16 protein-coding genes and 1 pseudogene are annotated in these 16513 nt (G+C 64.6%); 8 read left to right on the top strand and 9 right to left on the bottom strand.

Going from position 1 to position 16513, the window contains the following annotated elements; translation table 11 throughout:
• Window positions 1–141: 141 nt before the first annotated feature.
• Together EJI00_RS18275 and EJI00_RS18280 are read left to right on the top strand one after the other, a co-directional pair.
• Entirely contained in the window at window positions 142–954 is an 813-nt protein-coding gene (locus EJI00_RS18275) for a sulfotransferase family protein (RefSeq protein WP_126748909.1), read from the top strand.
• 550 nt (window positions 955–1504) lie between these two features.
• Window positions 1505–1819 carry a type II toxin-antitoxin system RelE/ParE family toxin gene (locus EJI00_RS18280; protein ID WP_126748910.1) on the top strand — a complete coding sequence of 105 codons (315 nt, stop codon included), beginning with the start codon at window positions 1505–1507 and terminating at the stop codon, window positions 1817–1819.
• 104 nt (window positions 1820–1923) lie between these two features.
• Here the strand turns inward: EJI00_RS18280 and EJI00_RS18285 are convergent, their stop codons facing one another.
• Window positions 1924–3411, bottom strand: a complete 1488-nt coding sequence (locus EJI00_RS18285) for an ATP-binding protein (RefSeq protein WP_221885050.1) — start codon at window positions 3409–3411, stop codon at window positions 1924–1926.
• Window positions 3384–3881: a PAS domain-containing protein gene (locus tag EJI00_RS25265; RefSeq protein WP_221885049.1), complete on the bottom strand. Its 498-nt coding sequence runs from the start codon at window positions 3879–3881 to the stop codon at window positions 3384–3386. The genes EJI00_RS18285 and EJI00_RS25265 overlap by 28 nt, the downstream gene beginning before the upstream one ends.
• A 780-nt stretch (window positions 3882–4661) precedes the next feature.
• Here EJI00_RS25265 and EJI00_RS18290 point away from each other — a divergent pair.
• A complete protein-coding gene (locus EJI00_RS18290) occupies window positions 4662–5957 on the top strand; it encodes a kelch repeat-containing protein (RefSeq protein ID WP_126748911.1) in 1296 nt (431 codons plus the stop codon).
• A 173-nt stretch (window positions 5958–6130) separates the two neighbouring features.
• Here the strand turns inward: EJI00_RS18290 and EJI00_RS18295 are convergent, their stop codons facing one another.
• Entirely contained in the window at window positions 6131–6886 is a 756-nt protein-coding gene (locus EJI00_RS18295) for an MHYT domain-containing protein (protein ID WP_126748912.1), read from the bottom strand.
• Between the two features lie 335 nt (window positions 6887–7221).
• On the opposite strand from EJI00_RS18295, the gene EJI00_RS18300 reads away from it, so the two are divergent.
• Window positions 7222–7422 (top strand): hypothetical protein, encoded by a 201-nt coding sequence (locus tag EJI00_RS18300; protein ID WP_126748913.1) that lies wholly within the window; start codon window positions 7222–7224, stop codon window positions 7420–7422.
• A 119-nt stretch (window positions 7423–7541) separates the two neighbouring features.
• Here the strand turns inward: EJI00_RS18300 and EJI00_RS18305 are convergent, their stop codons facing one another.
• Both EJI00_RS18305 and EJI00_RS18310 read right to left on the bottom strand, forming a co-directional pair.
• A complete protein-coding gene (locus EJI00_RS18305; RefSeq protein ID WP_126748914.1) occupies window positions 7542–8021 on the bottom strand; it encodes a VOC family protein in 480 nt (159 codons plus the stop codon).
• 282 nt (window positions 8022–8303) lie between these two features.
• Window positions 8304–9548, bottom strand: coding sequence for an MFS transporter (locus EJI00_RS18310; RefSeq protein WP_126748915.1), 1245 nt, complete (start codon window positions 9546–9548; stop codon window positions 8304–8306).
• Between the two features lie 139 nt (window positions 9549–9687).
• Between EJI00_RS18310 and EJI00_RS25445 the strand changes: the two are divergent.
• A pseudogene (locus EJI00_RS25445) lies at window positions 9688–9837 on the top strand (nitric oxide dioxygenase); the annotation flags it as partial.
• Window positions 9838–10171: 334 nt separating this feature from the next.
• On the opposite strand, the gene EJI00_RS18320 reads toward EJI00_RS25445, so the two are convergent.
• The gene (locus EJI00_RS18320) at window positions 10172–10447 is read right to left on the bottom strand and encodes a hypothetical protein (RefSeq protein WP_126748916.1); all 276 of its coding nucleotides are present in this window, start codon (window positions 10445–10447) and stop codon (window positions 10172–10174) included.
• A gap of 214 nt (window positions 10448–10661) precedes the next feature.
• Between EJI00_RS18320 and EJI00_RS18325 the strand changes: the two genes are divergently transcribed.
• The gene (locus EJI00_RS18325; RefSeq protein WP_126748917.1) at window positions 10662–11801 is read left to right on the top strand and encodes a hypothetical protein; all 1140 of its coding nucleotides are present in this window, start codon (window positions 10662–10664) and stop codon (window positions 11799–11801) included.
• Between the two features lie 12 nt (window positions 11802–11813).
• On the opposite strand, the gene EJI00_RS18330 is transcribed toward EJI00_RS18325, so the two are convergent.
• The 3 genes from EJI00_RS18330 to EJI00_RS18340 form a co-directional block, all read right to left on the bottom strand.
• A complete protein-coding gene (locus tag EJI00_RS18330; protein ID WP_126748918.1) occupies window positions 11814–12518 on the bottom strand; it encodes an SDR family oxidoreductase in 705 nt (234 codons plus the stop codon).
• A gap of 36 nt (window positions 12519–12554) precedes the next feature.
• Window positions 12555–13556, bottom strand: a complete 1002-nt coding sequence (locus tag EJI00_RS18335; protein ID WP_126748919.1) for an NADP-dependent oxidoreductase — start codon at window positions 13554–13556, stop codon at window positions 12555–12557.
• Window positions 13557–13681: 125 nt separating this feature from the next.
• Window positions 13682–14281: a TetR/AcrR family transcriptional regulator gene (locus EJI00_RS18340; RefSeq protein WP_126748920.1), complete on the bottom strand. Its 600-nt coding sequence runs from the start codon at window positions 14279–14281 to the stop codon at window positions 13682–13684.
• 99 nt (window positions 14282–14380) lie between these two features.
• Here EJI00_RS18340 and EJI00_RS18345 point away from each other — a divergent pair, with 99 nt between their 5' ends.
• Together EJI00_RS18345 and EJI00_RS18350 are read left to right on the top strand one after the other, a co-directional pair.
• Window positions 14381–15457: an RNA methyltransferase gene (locus tag EJI00_RS18345; RefSeq protein ID WP_126748921.1), complete on the top strand. Its 1077-nt coding sequence runs from the start codon at window positions 14381–14383 to the stop codon at window positions 15455–15457.
• A gap of 92 nt (window positions 15458–15549) precedes the next feature.
• The gene (locus tag EJI00_RS18350) at window positions 15550–16344 is read left to right on the top strand and encodes a DUF899 domain-containing protein (RefSeq protein WP_126748922.1); all 795 of its coding nucleotides are present in this window, start codon (window positions 15550–15552) and stop codon (window positions 16342–16344) included.
• The last annotated feature ends 169 nt before the right edge of the window (window positions 16345–16513 follow it).

Below are 16513 nucleotides of genomic sequence, written 5' to 3' on the forward strand. Positions count from 1 at the left end.
ACACTGGCAAATGGCCACCGCTCATCGGAAGCCGCGGGCCGGTTCGCATGAGCAGTACATCGCGCGCACCCGAAAGGCTTGGTGACGGTTTGTGGCAACTGAAGGAGCGATGATGGCATCGCCGAGCGAGAGAGGGAAAAGATGAAGCCTGTTCATTTCATTTCGGGCCTGCCCAGGTCCGGTTCCACGCTGCTGGCAGCCTTGTTGCGGCAGAATCCGCGGTTCCACGCGCATATGAGCAGCCCGCTCACAGGCATGATCGATGTCATGTTGGGCGAGATGAGCGATCGAAATGAGTTGGCCGCCTTCATCACCGACGCGCAGCGCCAACGCGTGCTGCGGGGGCTTTTCGCGAGCTACTACGGCGAAGAGTTCACGGCCGACGTCATTTTCGACACAAGCCGCAGATGGTGTTCGAAGCTGTCGGTGCTGAACGCGCTCTTCCCGGACTTCAAGATCATTGCATGCGTACGCAACGTCTCGTGGATCATCGACAGCCTGGAGCGGGCAGTCCAGAGAAACGCGTTGCGCCCGTCCTTTATGTTCAACTTCCAGACCGGAAGCACGGTCTATAACCGGGTCGAAGGCGTCGCCTTTGGCGAGGGCCTGGTGGGCTACTCATACAACGCATTGAAGGACGCCTTCTACGGCGAGCATGCGCATCATCTGATGCTGCTGCAGTATGAAACGCTGGTGCGTGACCCCGCCATGGCCATGGCAGCGGTCTACGATTTCGTCGGGGAGGCGCCGTTCCAGCACGACTTCGACAATGTGCATTTCGATGCCGACGAGTTCGATGAGCGCACCGGTATGCCAGGCTTGCATGCGGTCGGCAGGAAGGTGAGCGCCCCCGACCGCGTGACGGTGTTGCCGCCGGATATCTTCCGGCGCTTCGAGAATGATGCGTTCTGGCGCAATGCGCCATCGAACGTTCGTGCAGTGCGTGTGGTGTAAGTCCGGTGGCAGGCACAACTCGAGAGAGAGGCTTTCGGCAGCAAGGGACCTCGGTGCAGGCGAACTTGCGAAGCGGCAAGGCGGGAAAAGCGAGGCGTCAGCTTCGAAGCTCTGCGCTTCGGTCGCAAAAAGCCGACTCTCGCTGCCGCCGATTGAGTTGGCCAATCTGAACGGGCAGGCTCCCGCTGACTGCGGCCCCCACGTGAAGTCGAGGGCGGACCTGAACAGCACGACTCCGTTGCGAAAACTGATGGGTCGCGACGAGATTAAGGCGGGGCGGTACAGCCAGCCGGATCCCATCGGACTGGATGGCGGGTGGAATCGGTTTGGCTAGAGATTCTCGGTTGCATGGGCGTGGCCGCTATCTCTCTCGCTGCTACGCGACACCTGGCGGCAAGCTACGGCGGGACCAGGCCGAATTCATGGCGCGCGGGTTGCAGTCGCTCGCGGAAGCCCGAAAGAGCGGCGAGTACTTCGATGCGGGTGAAGTGATGCGGCGGCTTCGGATGAAGCTCGGTGCCGCGAAGGCGCAACGCGCATCGCCTGCGCGGTGACCTACCGCGTCAGGTTCACGAGGGAGGCGCTCCAAGATCTGGAGCGCCTGTACGACTTCGTCCTCGAGCGCGAGCTGGATCGAGGGAGCGGCCTGGAACTCGCCGAGCGGGCGCTGGAAGCGATCGAGAACGGCATCGCCACCTTGAGCTTTTCGCCTTTCACGTGTCGCAAAGCGGGCGGCGATCCGTTCATTCGCGAGCTCGTGATTCCGTTCGGCGGCAGTGGCTACGTGGCGCTGTTCGAGATCGAGTCCGCCGACTCGATCGTCGTCGCGGCCGTCAGGCCTCAGCGCGAAGACGACTATCACTGAACACGGCGGGCGCGCCATTCAACGACATTCAGTCTCTTGTGAGCTGATAAAGACAGCGCTCCCGTGTCAGGCGGCTGATGGGTTGCCTCAGGCTGCAGCGCCTGCTAGCGCTGATTTGCGAGCGTGTGCCGGACCTTGCGGGCAAGATCTTCGCGCGCATACGGCTTGGCGAGCAGTTCCACCCCCGGGTCGAGGCGGCCGCCGTGCACGATGGCATTCCGCGTGTAGCCCGATGTGAACAGCACCGCAAGCCCTGGCACCAGTTCGCGCGCCCTGCGCGCCAGGTCTGGGCTGCGCAAGGGACCTGGCATCACGACATCGGTGAAGAGCAGGTCGATCTTGATACCGCTCTGGATGATGGCGAGTGCCTGCTCGCCGTCGCTCGCTGCGAACACCTTGTAGCCTAGCTGCTGCAGCATCTCGACCACGGTGGATCGCACGTGCTCGTCGTCGTCCGCAACCAGGATCGTCTCGGTCCCGCCCACCACCGGGCCCATGTCGGGTGAGGCCACTTCCTCCTCGGGATTGCGTGACCGCGGCAGATAAAGCTTGACGGTCGTCCCGTCGCCCACCTCGCTGTAAATCTTCACATGGCCGCCCGACTGCTTCACGAAGCCGTACACCATGGAAAGTCCCAAGCCCGTGCCCTTGCCCTCTGGCTTGGTCGTAAAGAACGGATCGAAAGCTTGTGCAATGACATCGGCCGGCATCCCCGCGCCGGTGTCCGACACGGCCAGCATGACATAGTCTCCCGCTACGAGGTCGGCATGTACACGGGCATACGCGGCATCGAGGGTTGCGTTGGCAATCTCCACCGTGAGCTTGCCCGTCCCATCCATGGCATCACGCGCATTGATGGCCAAGTTCAATAGAGCATTCTCGACCCGCGCCACATCGACGGAAGTGCTCCAAAGGTCATCGGCGACGGTGGTTTCCAGCAGCACAGCCTCGCCCAGAGCGCGTTGCAACATCTCGTGCATGGCCTGCACGACGCGACCGAGATTCACGACCTTCGGCTCGAGCGTCTGCCTGCGACCGAAAGCCAGCAGTTGCCCGGCCAACTTGGCCCCACGCCGCACGCCGGCGAGCGCGTTCTCGACGCGCCGTTCGGCCCGTTCCAGTCCTGCCACGTCGCGGGCCAAAAGCTGCAGATTGCCAGCGATGACTTGCAGCAGATTGTTGAAGTCGTGTGCGACGCCACCCGTGAGCTTGCCGATGGACTCCATCTTCTGCGCCTGCATAAGCGCCTTTTCCGTGCGCTTGAGCACCTCGGCCGCCTCTCGGCGTTCTGTGATGTCGCGAGTTATTTTGGCGAAGCCAAAGAACCTTCCATCGTCATCATGAAGCCGATCGATGATCACGTGGGCGAAGAATCTGCTTCCGTCCTTGCGGACCCGCCAGCCTTCCTGCTCGAAGCGGCCTTCTGCCGACGCGATGGCAAGTGCTTTTGCGGGCAACCCGATGGCCTGGTCCTCCGGGGTATAAAAGCGCGAAAAATGCGTTCCGAGCACGTCAGCCTCGGCGTATCCCTTGATGCGCTGAGCGCCCGCGTTCCATTTCGTGATCAGGCCATTTGGGTCGAGCAGGTAGATCGCATAGTCGTCACCCCCTGTACGAGCAGCCGGAACTCCTGTTCGCTTTTGCGGAGCGCCTCCTCCGCAGCCTTGCGATCGCCCACGTCGCGGGTGATCTTGGCAAAGCCCAGCAGGCGCCGATCGGCGGCATAGATGAGGTCGATGACGACGTTGGCCCAGAAGCGAGTGCCGTCCTTGCGCAGCCGCCAGCCTTCGGCCTGGAACGTCCCTTCCTTTTGTGCGGTTTGCAGGGCGCGCTCGGGAATTCCCGCCGCGCGGTCTTCTGGCGCGTAGAAGCGCGAAAAGTGCTGGCCCACGATTTCGGCAGCCGCATATCCTTTGAAACGCTCGGCACCGGCATTCCAGCTCACCACATGGCCCTGCGGATCCAGCATGTAGATCGCGTAGTCGTGGATTGCCGAAACGAGCAACTCGAAGCGTTGCAGTTCGATCAGCCTGCTGTCATCGGGAAGGTCGCTGGTGTCCATGGCTGATTTCTGGGAGGCTGTAAATTGAACCGAGCCTCCATGCTCCGACCAGCGGCATTCCACTGTTCGGGAAGGGAGGACCCTTGAGGTCCCGGCGGCTGCCGGTCATAGCGGGCGTTAGCTTGCCAACCGGCCGCGAGTTTGACATCCCGCGCTCAAGCTGCGACTCTCACCACCTCAAGAAGGCAGTATGGTCCCGCCCGGTGCGCCTGAACGCTCGGGCGAGGCAGCGGCAGCGTTTCGCATCGACGCTTATGCAATCGTTGCCGATACTGTTTCAGCCTCCGAAGCCGAGCCGTCAAAGGCTCCTCTTTTCGTTTGAGCGCCCCGAAGATCTTCGCGGGATCGGCTTCCCCGAGCGGGAAACCGGCATGTTCAATTTCTTGGAGGTAGTCGAGGGGCAGCACGGTATCGCTTCCAGGATCACACGAAACGATTCGATCCTGCCGAGCGATTTAGTTAGACATGCGTGACACCGCCGATACACCGCGTCAGCGGATTCTTTCAAAGCACTCGGCGCTTCGCGATCAAATGGCCGTGGCTTTGCAACGTCCACGAACGAGGTGCTCGCCTTTATGCCGCCCGATGCCGCGAACTTCCCTCGGTCTTCTTGGCAAAGTACGAGGCGGCGCTTTTTAGCATGTCGCGTCAAACCGCTTCTCACGGTCATGCCCGGCCCGTGCGCCTCTTGGGAAGCCCAAGCCGCATGTTCTGGCTGGACCATATACCGCGCAGGCGCCTTACACCGTCACCGGCACCAACGCGGCGGGCTTCATCACTGTGACGCTGCAGCTCGAAGTGCAGCCGGCGCTTGTCGGGCCCGCCAGCGTCGTTTACAGCACGCCCACGGTGCTGTACGTCGCAACCGAAGCGATCGTTCCCAACACCGCGCAGACGACCGGCGGGCCGGTTGCCACATTCACCGTCGCGCCGGCGTTGCCGGCGGGCCTGAGCCTCAACGCACAGACGGGTGCCATCACCGGCACGCCGGCCGCGCTGCAGTCGCTGGCGACGTACACCGTCACCGCGAGCAACGCTGCGGGCTCGGCGCAGACGCAGGTGCGCATCGCCGTCACCGCTCGCGGCAGCTGGGTGTCCACCGCCACTGTTCCCGACGCACGGCATTACTTCGCGCTCACGCGCCTGCCCAACGGCAAGGTGCTGGCCTCCGGTGGCTTCACCGCCGGCGGCGTCACCAATTCGGCCGCCCTCTACGACCCCGCGAGCAACACCTGGACGGCCACTGCCTCGATGCTCTATGCGCGCAATGGCCACTCGGCCACGGTGCTTCAGGACGGCAAAGTGCTGGTTGCGGGCGGGAGCGACTCGGCGCGCGCGGGCGTGCTGCCAGCGGAAATCTACGACCCCGCCGCCAATACATGGACGGTGACGGGCAGCATGGCCGAGGAGCGCGAGTGGCATTCCGCGGCGCTGTTGCCGAACGGCAAGGTTCTGGTCGTCGGCGGCTATAACTCGGAGCCCTCGCTCACCTTCTCGCAGACCGCGGAGCTGTACGACCCGGCCACTGGCGTCTGGACGATCGCGGCGACGCCATTGGCGACCGCGCGTGGCCAGCATGCGATGGAACTGCTGCCCGGCGGCAACGCCGTGCTGGTGATCGGCGGCGTCAACCGCCAGGGCTTCGTGAACACCGCCGAAGTGTTTGCGGTCGATGGCAGTTCAACAACCTCGATACCGATCAGCATCATCGGCAACCTCTTCCGATCGGCATTGCTCGCCGACGGCAGTGTGTTGGCGCTGGCGGACGGCAGCACCACCGCGTTGCGCTTCCACCCCGCGACGTCGACATGGACGACGAGCACCTTCAGCACCTCGCGCAGCCTGCCTACCCTCACTGCCCTGGCCGACGGCCGCGTGCTGCTGGCCGGTGGCAGCAGCCTGAACACCGCGGAAGTGTTCAATCCCGATTTCGATGTGTGGACAACAGCGGGACCGATGGCAAATGTACGCCGGGCTGCGTCCGCGGTCTTGCTGGATGACGGTCGCGTGCTGGCCGTCAGCGGATTCTCGAACACCGCTGGCGAAGTGGACGCCTCGGAGATTTATTTGCCTTGAACGGTTGCTTGCTGGAGACGTCATTGGGGCCGCCGCATCGAGCGGCAGGCGTGGCGCTGGAGCCCTTCGCGCGATTGGCCCATGTGCGCGTGAAGAGCGTGCCTCCCTGGAGCGCGGCGGTCTGGCCGCGCTGTACGGGGCTGCGGCGGCGAGCTTGGTGCATGGCTGAAACGTTACGGCTTTGCTGAAGTCGATTCTGCCGTGTGGCGTACGAACTGGTCGAGCGCCAGCACGAACAGCGCGGCCACGGTGAACATCACCACCCAGCCGGGCAACTGCAGCGCACTGACGACGGCCAGGCCGGAAGGAATGGCCTGGGGCGTTGCGGTGGTGCAGATGAAGTCTGCAGCCGCCATGCCCGTGTAGTGCATCGAGCAGACCGCGGCTCCCATCACACTCGCAGCCAGCCCGCGCATGACGACGGTGCGCGTGTTGAAAGCCAGCCACAGTGCCACGGTCGCGACAACGATGGCGATGAGAGTGGACAGGCCGATGATCGGGTACGACCAGTCGATGAAGCCGCCAAAGCGCATGCCGAACATGCCCAGGTAGTGCATGACGACCACGCCCATGCCCAGCAGGAAACCGGCGACCATGAGGCGCACCGGGCTGCGAGGTGAGGCAGCCACGTAGGCAAGCGCCATCGCTGTGGCGACGACCGCAGCCACAAGCGAGATCAGCGTCTCGAACATGGAATACGACACGCCCACGCGAAGCTGCAGCGCGAGCATGCCGATGAAGTGCATGGCCCACACACCAATACCGCCCAAGGCGAGCCCTGCGGTCGCGGAATGGTAGAGGCTGATGCGGCCTCCCGGCCCCACGATGCGGCGGGCGGCGACAAGCGCGATGAGAGAGCCTGCGACTGAAATGAAGTACGACAGCACGACCAAAGGAACGCTGTACGAAGGCGTGAGAAGTATTTCCATGCGAGTTTCCGAATTTGACAAGTGAACAGGGCCTCGGCCGGTCGCTGCCCGGTACCGCGACACGGGAAGTGACGCGGCGAACAGGCAGGTAGACAAGTGCCGGGCGAGCGTCTTGAGCGACCGCTGGGACAACGGGCGACGCCTACCGCTCGAAGTTTCGAGCTCGGGAATGTTTTCCATTGATTGGCAACATCACCGATAGGAATATTTTGCTTTCACTTATTAACGAAGTGAGCTTCGGAAGCTGATCTCGGCGCGCAAAGCGAGAGATATGTCACACCAGAGCCCAGGAGGTGAGCTACCGTGAGAAGTCCGCCACATGCGTTGCCTCATGAATGAACCACTTGCTGGGCAAAGATGCGGCTGTAGCGATGTTGCGGGAGCTCCTGCATGAAGCGGAGTTCGGTTCGCTGAACTGCATGGCGCTGCGCATCTTTCGCGCAGATGGCGTAGCGGAAGATTTCGTGGTTGGAGGAACGGCGCAACAACAGGCCGGAGCTTTGCTCGATCCGCAGCGCGGCTTGGGTCAGCGATGACGGGAGCTGCCTCCACGAGATGCCTCGGCTTCATGCCGACGGCAATCGCCAGATAGATAAACGGGTTGGGCCACACGCCCCGACCCGTTTTTCATTGTTTGCCCCTTGCCGGTGGCGCGTCAGCCGCGCCGGGCCGCCTCGATGGCGGCGATGTCGATGTTTCTCATCTCCATCATGGCGTCGAACGCGCGCTTGGCAGCCGCGGGGTCGGGATCGGTGATTGCGGCTGTGAGCGCGCGCGGCGTGATCTGCCACGACAGCCCCCACCTGTCCTTGCACCAGCCGCACGCGCTTTCCTGGCCGCCGTTTCCGACAATCGCGTTCCACAAGCGGTCCGTCTCGGCTTGGTCGTCGGTTGCAATCTGGAACGAGAAGGCCTCGTTGTGCTTGAATGCGGGCCCGCCGTTCAGCCCAAGGCAGGGTATGCCGGCCACGGTGAACTCGACGGTCAAGACATCGCCTTGCTTGCCTGCGGGATAGTCGCCCGGCGCGCGATGGATGGCGCGTACCTCACTGTCCGGAAAGGTCTTGGCGTAGAACTCGGCGGCGTCCAGCGCGGTGCCGTCATACCAAAGGCAAATCGTGTTCTTGCTGACCATCTTGGTTCTCCTGGGTTGGGGGAAAGATCGATGCGGCGACGGTCTTCGTCGCATCGGCGGTAGGCACCGGACCATACGCAAGTACAGATCCGATTGCCAGCGGCGCAACTGTTGGCCGCTTTGAGTGACGCCACCAAGGCCTATCAGGACTGGTTCGGTGTCGAGCCCGAACAGTTGATAGGCTGGAGCATGCGCGAGTTCTACGGCGACGAGGCCTGGGCGCAAAACAGCGTGTAGCTCCATGCGAGCGCTGACGACGAACCCTTGCCTCACTTGTCCCGCTTAGCCCGCCGGCTGTAGCCGCGGCTGCTTGCCGGCGTGGTCGGTGCGAGGGAAGGTGAGTGCGATGAGCACCGCGCCGAGCCCCACGGCCGTCGAGCCGATGTACATCCAGGCGTAGCTGCCATAGCGATCGAAGAGCCACCCGCCCAGCACCGGGCCGAGCGCCATGCCCAGGCTGGACAGCATCGACGCCGCGCCCAGCACGGTGCCCAGGATGCGGGCGCCGAAGTAGTCGCGCGCCAGCACCGCGTAGAGCGGCATCACGCCGCCATAGGCGAGGCCGAAAACAATGGCCACGGCATAGAAGCCGCCCAGCTGGTTGACCAGCAGGTAGCTGGCGGCGGCAAAGGCCTGGATCAGCAGCCCGGCAACGAGCACCCGCTTGGCGCCCAGCCGGTCCGCCAGTACGCCGAAGAGCAGCCGCCCACCCAGCCCCGCGGCGCCTTCCATGCTGTAGATGGTGACGGCCGCGAACGTCGGAAGCCCGCAGCCGATTGCATAGCTGACCGTGTGGAAGATCGGCCCCGAATGCGCCGCGCAGCAGGCAAAGAACGTGATCCCGAGCACGAGGAATGCGCGCGAGCGAAGCGCCTGCCCCACCTTCATCTGCGGCGCTGGTGCTGCGCCTCCGGCAGGGGAAGCGGAAGCGGCCGCGGGCGCCGCGCGAATGAGCCAGACCGCGGGCAACAGCACGACCCACGCGCCGATGCCGATGATCAGCTGCGCCATGCGCCAGTCGTAGTGCATGACCAGCCACGCAGCCAGCGGAGAGATGGTCATTGGCGCAACGCCCATTCCGGCCGAGACGAGCGACACCGCCAGGCTGCGATGCCTGTCGAACCACGATGCGGTGGTTGCAATCACCGGTGCGAAGAAGCTGCCGGCGGCAATGCCCATCAGCACGCCGTAGAAAAGCTGGAACTCGATCAAGGTCGACGCGCGGCTCGCCAGCACCGTCGAGAGCCCCAGCAGCACCGTGCCCGCCAGCACCACCACGCGCGGGCCGTAGAGGTCGCTCAGCGCGCCCCAGCCGAAGCCGGCAACGCCCATGCTCAGGAAGGCCAGCGTCATGGCGCTTGAAATGCCGGCCCGCGACCAGCCGGTCGCCGCGCTCATCGGCTCCAGGAAAACCGCCAGCGAGAACAGCACGCCAATGGCCACGCAAGTCATCAGCGCGCCGGCGGCAACAATGGACCAGTTCGAATCGAGCGCGTCGGCCGGGCGCGCGGAGGCATGGATGTTCATCGTCTGCTCCGAAAGAAAGATGGATATGGTGAACCAATTGGTTGACTATACCGGCATTTCTTTTTTTGCGCACGCTCCTGTCACCGGGCGCAATTGAGCGGTGACCTGCGCTGTACCAGTCGGCGGACGCGGGCCGCATCAGCAACTGCCGGCCGACGACGATGTCGACCTGTACTTCCTTGGCCCCAAGCCTTTCATGAAGGCGGTCCATGTCAGCAGCCTTGAGCTGGGCGTGCCCAAGCAGCAACTGCGCTACGAGTTCTTCGGGCCGCTCGAAGCGCTGGAGGCGGAAAGGGCAAACGATGCGCAGGCAGCATCTCGCAGCAGCGGGGGCGCCTGGTCTCCTCTCACCGTTCGTCAGTGGGCAGGCGGCGAGCCGCTTCGCGGCAGGCTTGCACGAAGCGTTGCGCGGCCGCGGCGTCGGGCCCGTCGAGCGCCGGCGGCACGGAGGGCTCGTTTTGCACGGCCGCGCGAAGACGACAGCGCAATACCGAGGGAACGCCGCAGGACCGCCGGGATGTTCTCGTCTTCGACGAGAAGAAGAGCGGCGATACGTGCGGCCCTTGGCGTCAACTCCACGGCCTGTTCATACAGGGGGCCGATTCGCATGGGTGTTCGCGCGATCACATCAACCGCAATCCCCGGTTGAACTGCATGAAGGTCTTGATGGGTGCCGGCGCGTTGCCCATCTTCGCTATCTCGGCGCGGCCGTCTTCCGTGATGCGGATCACAGTGGCCATGCGCGACGATACATAGGGCGAAGTCGGCTTGAGCGTCGTGATCTCGGCCTCGATCAAGCCTGTGGCCAGGAGCACCGAGACGTGCCGGATTTCCTCCGGATTGGCGACTCGAACCGGTAGCTGCACATGCTGCAGCCTGTTCAAGAACGAAAGCGGCATTCGATTCTCCGTTGCAGGCGCTAACCCTTGCGGGGGGAACACCTCGGAGGCAATCCACGTGCCCGAACCGCGCCCCCGTCGCGGTCCTGTTGGTTGTAGCACCTGCTCTGGTTACTACCTATGCGCCAAATGGCTACCGTCTGGTGGTAGTAGAAAGACTTACTGCATATATCGCTGTGAATTGTTCCGCCGCGATGTCTGGTACAAAAGGCCGATGACCGTTCCACTCGCGGTTTCCCTCGTCGATCTCCTTTTCGGACTGGCGCTCGGGCCCTCTGGCGGGGCCGCTCGCAACCGTTGCTCGCTCGAAGGCCTCGCCTGGAAGAAATCCAGCCGCGAAGGCGTGCTCGAGGTCACTGTCCAGGAACTGGAAGCGACCGCGCTGCAGTTCGCATCTGGACCTCTGGTACTCGAGATCGGCCGCATCGCCGTGCATGCGCTTGCAGGCCAGGTGCGCACCGGCGATGCCGGCGTACTGAGCCTCTCTGCCGTCCAGGCAGCCGAAGCCGAGCTCTCGGCAGTGAGGCTGCAGGGGCCCTTGGTCATGCCGCCGCAAATTCAGACGGCGTTGCAGGCCCTGCAGAGCGCGGGCGGCGCGGCACCGGCTGCCGGTGGCGCCACCACGCCCCAGGCGGCAGCCGACGCCTGGCGCCTCGGTCCGCTCGGGCAAGCGGAGGGCGCGATTCGCGGGCGGATCACCGATGCGCACCTGTTGTTCGACGCGGATGTCACGGTGCCCATAGAGCATGGGCAGATCGATTTCAACGACGCGACGGTCGAGCACGTGGGCCCGGATTCGCGCATGGGCGTGAGTCGGCTCGGGCTCTATGTCGATGCGCCGAACGGCCGCAGCTACCTGTACCAGTTCGCTTCGGCGCCGCTTGCCGGTGTGGAGTTCGAGCGCCGCGGTGCCTTGCTGAGCCCGTGGGTTTCCGAGCGCGGCAAGCTGCACTTGCAGGCGTTTGCCGAGGCCATGCTGCGCCAGTGCATGGGCGGCCACGGCCAGGGGTTGACCGAGCAGGCGCGCCTGCTTCTGGGCCGCACGGCGATTTCGGGCGAGGTGCAGCTTGGCGACGGAGTTCTCGCGGTGCCGGGTGCACAGGCGCACATGGAGGGCCGCGGCGAAGGGCGCAACGCAGTCGGCATGCACTCCGATGCGCTCGGCCAGGGCCTGACAGTGGAGATGGCTTCGCTTTCAGCCCGCGATGCGGCCGCGACGTGGAAGGGCGTGCAGCTGGGCTGCGACAGGATCACCGCGCGGCTCAAGCTCCAGCTCCTGATCGAAGGCGCACACGTGCGCTTCGTGATCGAGATCGAGAACTGCAAGCTCGCAGGGCTGCGGCTCGATCTTTAGGGCCGGCCCGGCTCAGGCGGCCTGCGGAAGGTAGCTGGGCCGCGGCGCTGTCATGCCGCGCTTGAGCTGCCGGGTGATTTCATCGGCCAGCACTTCGTCCTCGCCGGCTTCGAGCCCGTCGAGCGCCCGCTTGACGATGTCTCCGGGGCTGGTCTTGGGAACGTCGAACCCGCGCGTCAGGTCGGTATCGACATAGGCCATGTGCAGCGCCAGCACCTGGGTCTGCTGTGCCGAAAGTTCGCTGCGCAATGCGTTGGTGAGCGACCAGGCCGCCGACTTGCTGGCCGAATAGGCCGCCAGCTCGCCGCCGTTCGCCCATGACGCAGCCGACAGCACATTGAGCAGCGCGCCGCCGCCGTTGGCCTTGAGAATCGGCGCGAAGGCCTTGCTCATGCGCAGCACCGCAAAGAAGTTGGTCTCGAAGATGCGCCGCGTGACCTCTTCGCTGTCGGATGCGAGAAAGCCTCCCACTTGGGCAATGCCCGCGTTGTTGACCACCAGCGTCACGTCGGATGCCTGCGCGGCGGCGGCCGTCACGTCTTGCGGGTTGTCGACGTCAAGCCGCATTGCCTGAACGCCCGAGTGCGTTACAGCCACGGGGTTTCGTGCGCCGGCATACACCTTGCGCGCGCCGCGGGCGAGCAGTTCGCGTGCAAATACCAAGCGGATGCCGCGATTGGCGCCAGTGACGAGAGCAACGGAATTTTCGATCTTCATGGGAATCTCCTAGGTGGGGTGGGGGACGAACGAAGCTCACTTGACCTTGATGACGACCTTGCCCTTGGCACGGCCTGCTTCGACATAGGCCAGGGCTTCATTGGTGGACTCGAACGGGAACACGTGGTCCACCACCGGGCGGATGGTGCCGGCCTCGAACAGGCGGGTGATCTCGCGCAGCTGGCTCCCGTTCGCCCTCATGAAGAGAAACGAGAAACCGACGCCGCGGCCCTCGGCCCTGCGCCTGATGCCCGCGCTCAGGAGCCGCATGACCAGTTTCACGAAGCCGGGTGCGCCGCTTTGCTTGCCGAACTCGGGGTCGGGCGGTCCGGAGATGGTGATGAGCTTTCCGCCGCGCTTGAGCACGTGGAGCGACTTTTCAAGCGTCTTGCCGTCCTGGCTGTTCAGCACCACGTCGTAGTCCCGCAAGACATCCTCGAAGTCTTGCGACCGGTAGTCGACGACGACATCCGCGCCCAGGCTCTTGACGAGGGCCGCATTGGCCGCGCTCGTCGTCGTGGCAACAGTGGCGCCCAACTGCTTGGCCAACTGAATGGCAAAGGTGCCGACCCCGCCGGAACCCGCCTGGATGAAAACCTTCTGGCCCTTCTCGAGGCCGGCCTTCTCGACAAGTGCCTGCCACGCCGTCAGCGCCACCAGGGGAATGGAGGCTGCTTCCTCCATCGTCAGGTTGTTGGGCTTGAGCGCGAGCGACGCCTCCTTGACCGGAACGAACTCGGCAAAGGTGCCGATGCGGAAATCATCGACTCGCGCATACACCTCGTCGCCCGGCTTGAACTGCCGCACGCGCGCGCCGGCCTTCACGACCACGCCCGCCACGTCGTGGCCCAGCACCAAGGGCAGGCGGTAGGGCAGGATGAGCTTGAACTCGCCGTTCCTGATCTTGGCGTCCAGCAGGTTCACGCCGGCGGCATGAACCTCGACCAGGACCTCGTCGTCGCGCAGCTCCGGCGTTGGTATCTCCGCCGCTCGCAGCGGCCGCTTCTTGCGGTACCGGTCAAGAACAAAAGCTTTCATGGTCTTCCTTGTTTCCTGGCGGACCCAGGTTTGCGAACGGCGTCGGTGCCGGGATATTCATCTTCATTTCGCATGATGTTCATCATATTTTGAGGCGAAAAAACAGGCATCGTTTGGCGGCGGATTCAACCAGCGCCGAGGTGCTTCAATGCGGCTTCGCGCAGGCTGGCTGATAGCGCCGGCTCGTCGACCGCGCGGGCCAGCAGCAGCGTGCCCACCATGGTGGCGACCGTCACAAGGGCTCGTTCATGTGCGCCGGGCTGCCCCCAGTCGGGCGACTGGCGGGCGACAAGATCGATCATTTCCTTGACGTGGCGAGTGGTGACGCGGCGTACCTCCGGCGCCTGGCGCGGCGTTTCGGAACCCAGCGCGGCAAGGGGACAGCCGAGCTCGATCTGCGCCACGTGCTCTGGGGAAAGGTAGGTGCGAAGCATCACCGCCAGCGCCTGCTCGGGCGGCACGCTGGCCGCCACGTTGACCGCCACCGCGGCCGACTCGGCACACGCACGGCTCGCCGCTTCAGCCAGCATGGCTTCGCGCGACTCGAAGTGGGCATAGAAGGCGCCGTGCGTCAGGCCGGCTTCCTTCATGATGTCCGCGACGCCGGTTCCGCCGTAGCCGCTGCGGCGGATGGCGCGCGCGGCAGCGGACACGATGCGCTCGTGCGAGGCTTCCTTGGCCGAGGTTCTGGTTCCGTGCTTTGCATTTCGCATGATGTAGATCATATATTTTTCTGGGGAATACGCTCACGACGGGTTCATGCGTACCGCGCCCCGTAGTGACCGCCGTGCACAATCGGCCGCATATCGAACCGCTCTCACTGAATGCGAATCCACGAATTGAAACAACGGCTGCGGGAAGCCGGCGCGGGCCCCAGCCACGAGCAGCGCATCTTGCGGCTGTGGTCGCACGCGCTGCCCCGCAACAGCGGCAGGCGCCTGCCGGGGAGCTTCTTTCCGTCTTCGCTGCTCGAAGCCCTGCCGTCCATTGAAGCCGAGCTTGCGGGGCTGGCGCGCATTCACACCGTGCACGCCGGCGCGGACGGGTCCGAGCGGCTGCTCGTCGCCCTGGCGGACGGCCAGACCGTGGAGAGCGTGCTGCTGCCTCGTGAGGGCCTGTGCGTGTCGTCGCAGGTTGGCTGCGCGGTAGGGTGCCAGTTCTGCATGACCGGCCGGGACGGGTTGCTGCGCCAGGTGGGAAGCGCCGAGATCATTGCCCAGGTCGCCCTCGCGCGCACGCGGCGGCCGGTGCGCAAGGTGGTGTTCATGGGCATGGGCGAACCGGCGCACAACCTGGACAACGTGCTGGAGGCCATCGAGCTGCTCGGTACGGTGGGCAACATCGGCCACAAGAACCTGGTGTTCTCCACCGTTGGCGACGCGCGCGTGTTCGAGCGCCTGCCGCAAGAACGCGTGCGCCCCGCGCTGGCGCTCTCTCTGCACACCACCAAGGCCGAGCTGCGCAAGAGGCTCCTGCCGCGCGCGCCGGGCATCACGCCAGAAGAACTCGTCGATGCTGGCGAGCGCTACGCGCGCGCCACGGGCTACCCGATTCAGTACCAGTGGACGCTGCTCGAAGGCGTCAACGACGGGCCGGACGAGATCGAAGGCATCGTCAGGCTGCTGTCCGGCAAGTACGGCGTGCTGAACATGATTCCCTTCAATGCAGTGGATGGCGTGGCGTTCAGCCGCCCGTCATGGGAGCGCTGCAAGGAGATGGCCCGCACGCTGCACCAGCGCGGCATTTTGACCAAGCTGCGCAATTCCGCCGGTCAAGACATCGACGGCGGCTGCGGCCAACTGAGGGCGCGCGTCGCCGGGGTGCCGGTGCGGTTCGGGCGGGCAAACCGCAATCCCGCCAATCTTGTTACTCCCGCCCTTCGTCCCGCGGCGCCAAACTGACTCCTGGCCGCCGACGAGCGGTGAGCAAACAGCGGACGAATCGCGCTTCTGCCACGGGGCAGGGGAGTCCGCCAACCCAGGAGATTCGAGCAATGACTGCATCCACTGAAAACGGACCCAAAGACGCGCGTCCCGCCATGAACACGCCTCTCGTCGTGTCGCCCAAGGCGTGGCAAGCGGCCTATGAGCAACTGCTGGTCAAGGAAAAGGCGAACACCCGCGCGCGCGACGCGCTGGCCGCCGAGCGCCGGCGAATGCCATGGATGGCCGTGGAGAAGACCTATGCCTTCGAAGGGCCGGCGGGCAAAGCCAGCCTGGCAGACCTGTTCGAGGGGCGGCGCCAGTTGATCGTCTACCGCGCCTTCTTCGAGCCCGGCGTGTTCGGCTGGCCGGAGCATGCCTGCCGGGGCTGCTCGATGGTGGCCGACCAGGTGGCCCATGTGGCCCACCTCAACGCCCGCGACACCACGCTGGTGTTCGTCTCGCGCGCGCCCCAGCAAGATATCGCGCGGCTCCAGGCGCGCATGGGCTGGCAGATACCGTGGTTCACCCTCACCGACAGCTTCGATGCCGACTTCGGCGTGGACGAATGGCACGGCACGAACGTGTTCTACCGCGACGGCGGCCGGGTGTTCCGAACGTACTTCCTGAACAACCGCGGCGACGAGCAGATGGGCAACACCTGGAACTACCTCGACATCACGCCGCTGGGCCGCCAGGAGGTGTGGGAAGACTCGCCCGCGGGCTACCCCCAGACGCCCACCTACAAGTGGTGGAACTGGCACGACAGCTATGCCGCCGATGCCGCGTCCGACAAGAAATGGGCCGAGGTGTCGGCCGCCGGCGAGGCGGCGTTCCGGGCGCAGCAAGCGAGCACGAAGTCGTGAGATTGGCAGCCCAGGCCAGCGCTTGGGCTGTTCGACATCGCAGCCCCGCGCGAGTACCTCGCTCAGCGCCGCCAGGAGTTGAGCGCCACTGAGGCTATTTCCGATTTGCTCTGTTCAAGACGTATTTCGACTTCTTTACCTTCATTAATTTTCGTCGTACGAAATACAT

Origin of the sequence: Variovorax sp. DXTD-1 (assembly GCF_003984625.1) — a bacterium.
GTDB lineage: Bacteria > Pseudomonadota > Gammaproteobacteria > Burkholderiales > Burkholderiaceae_C > Variovorax.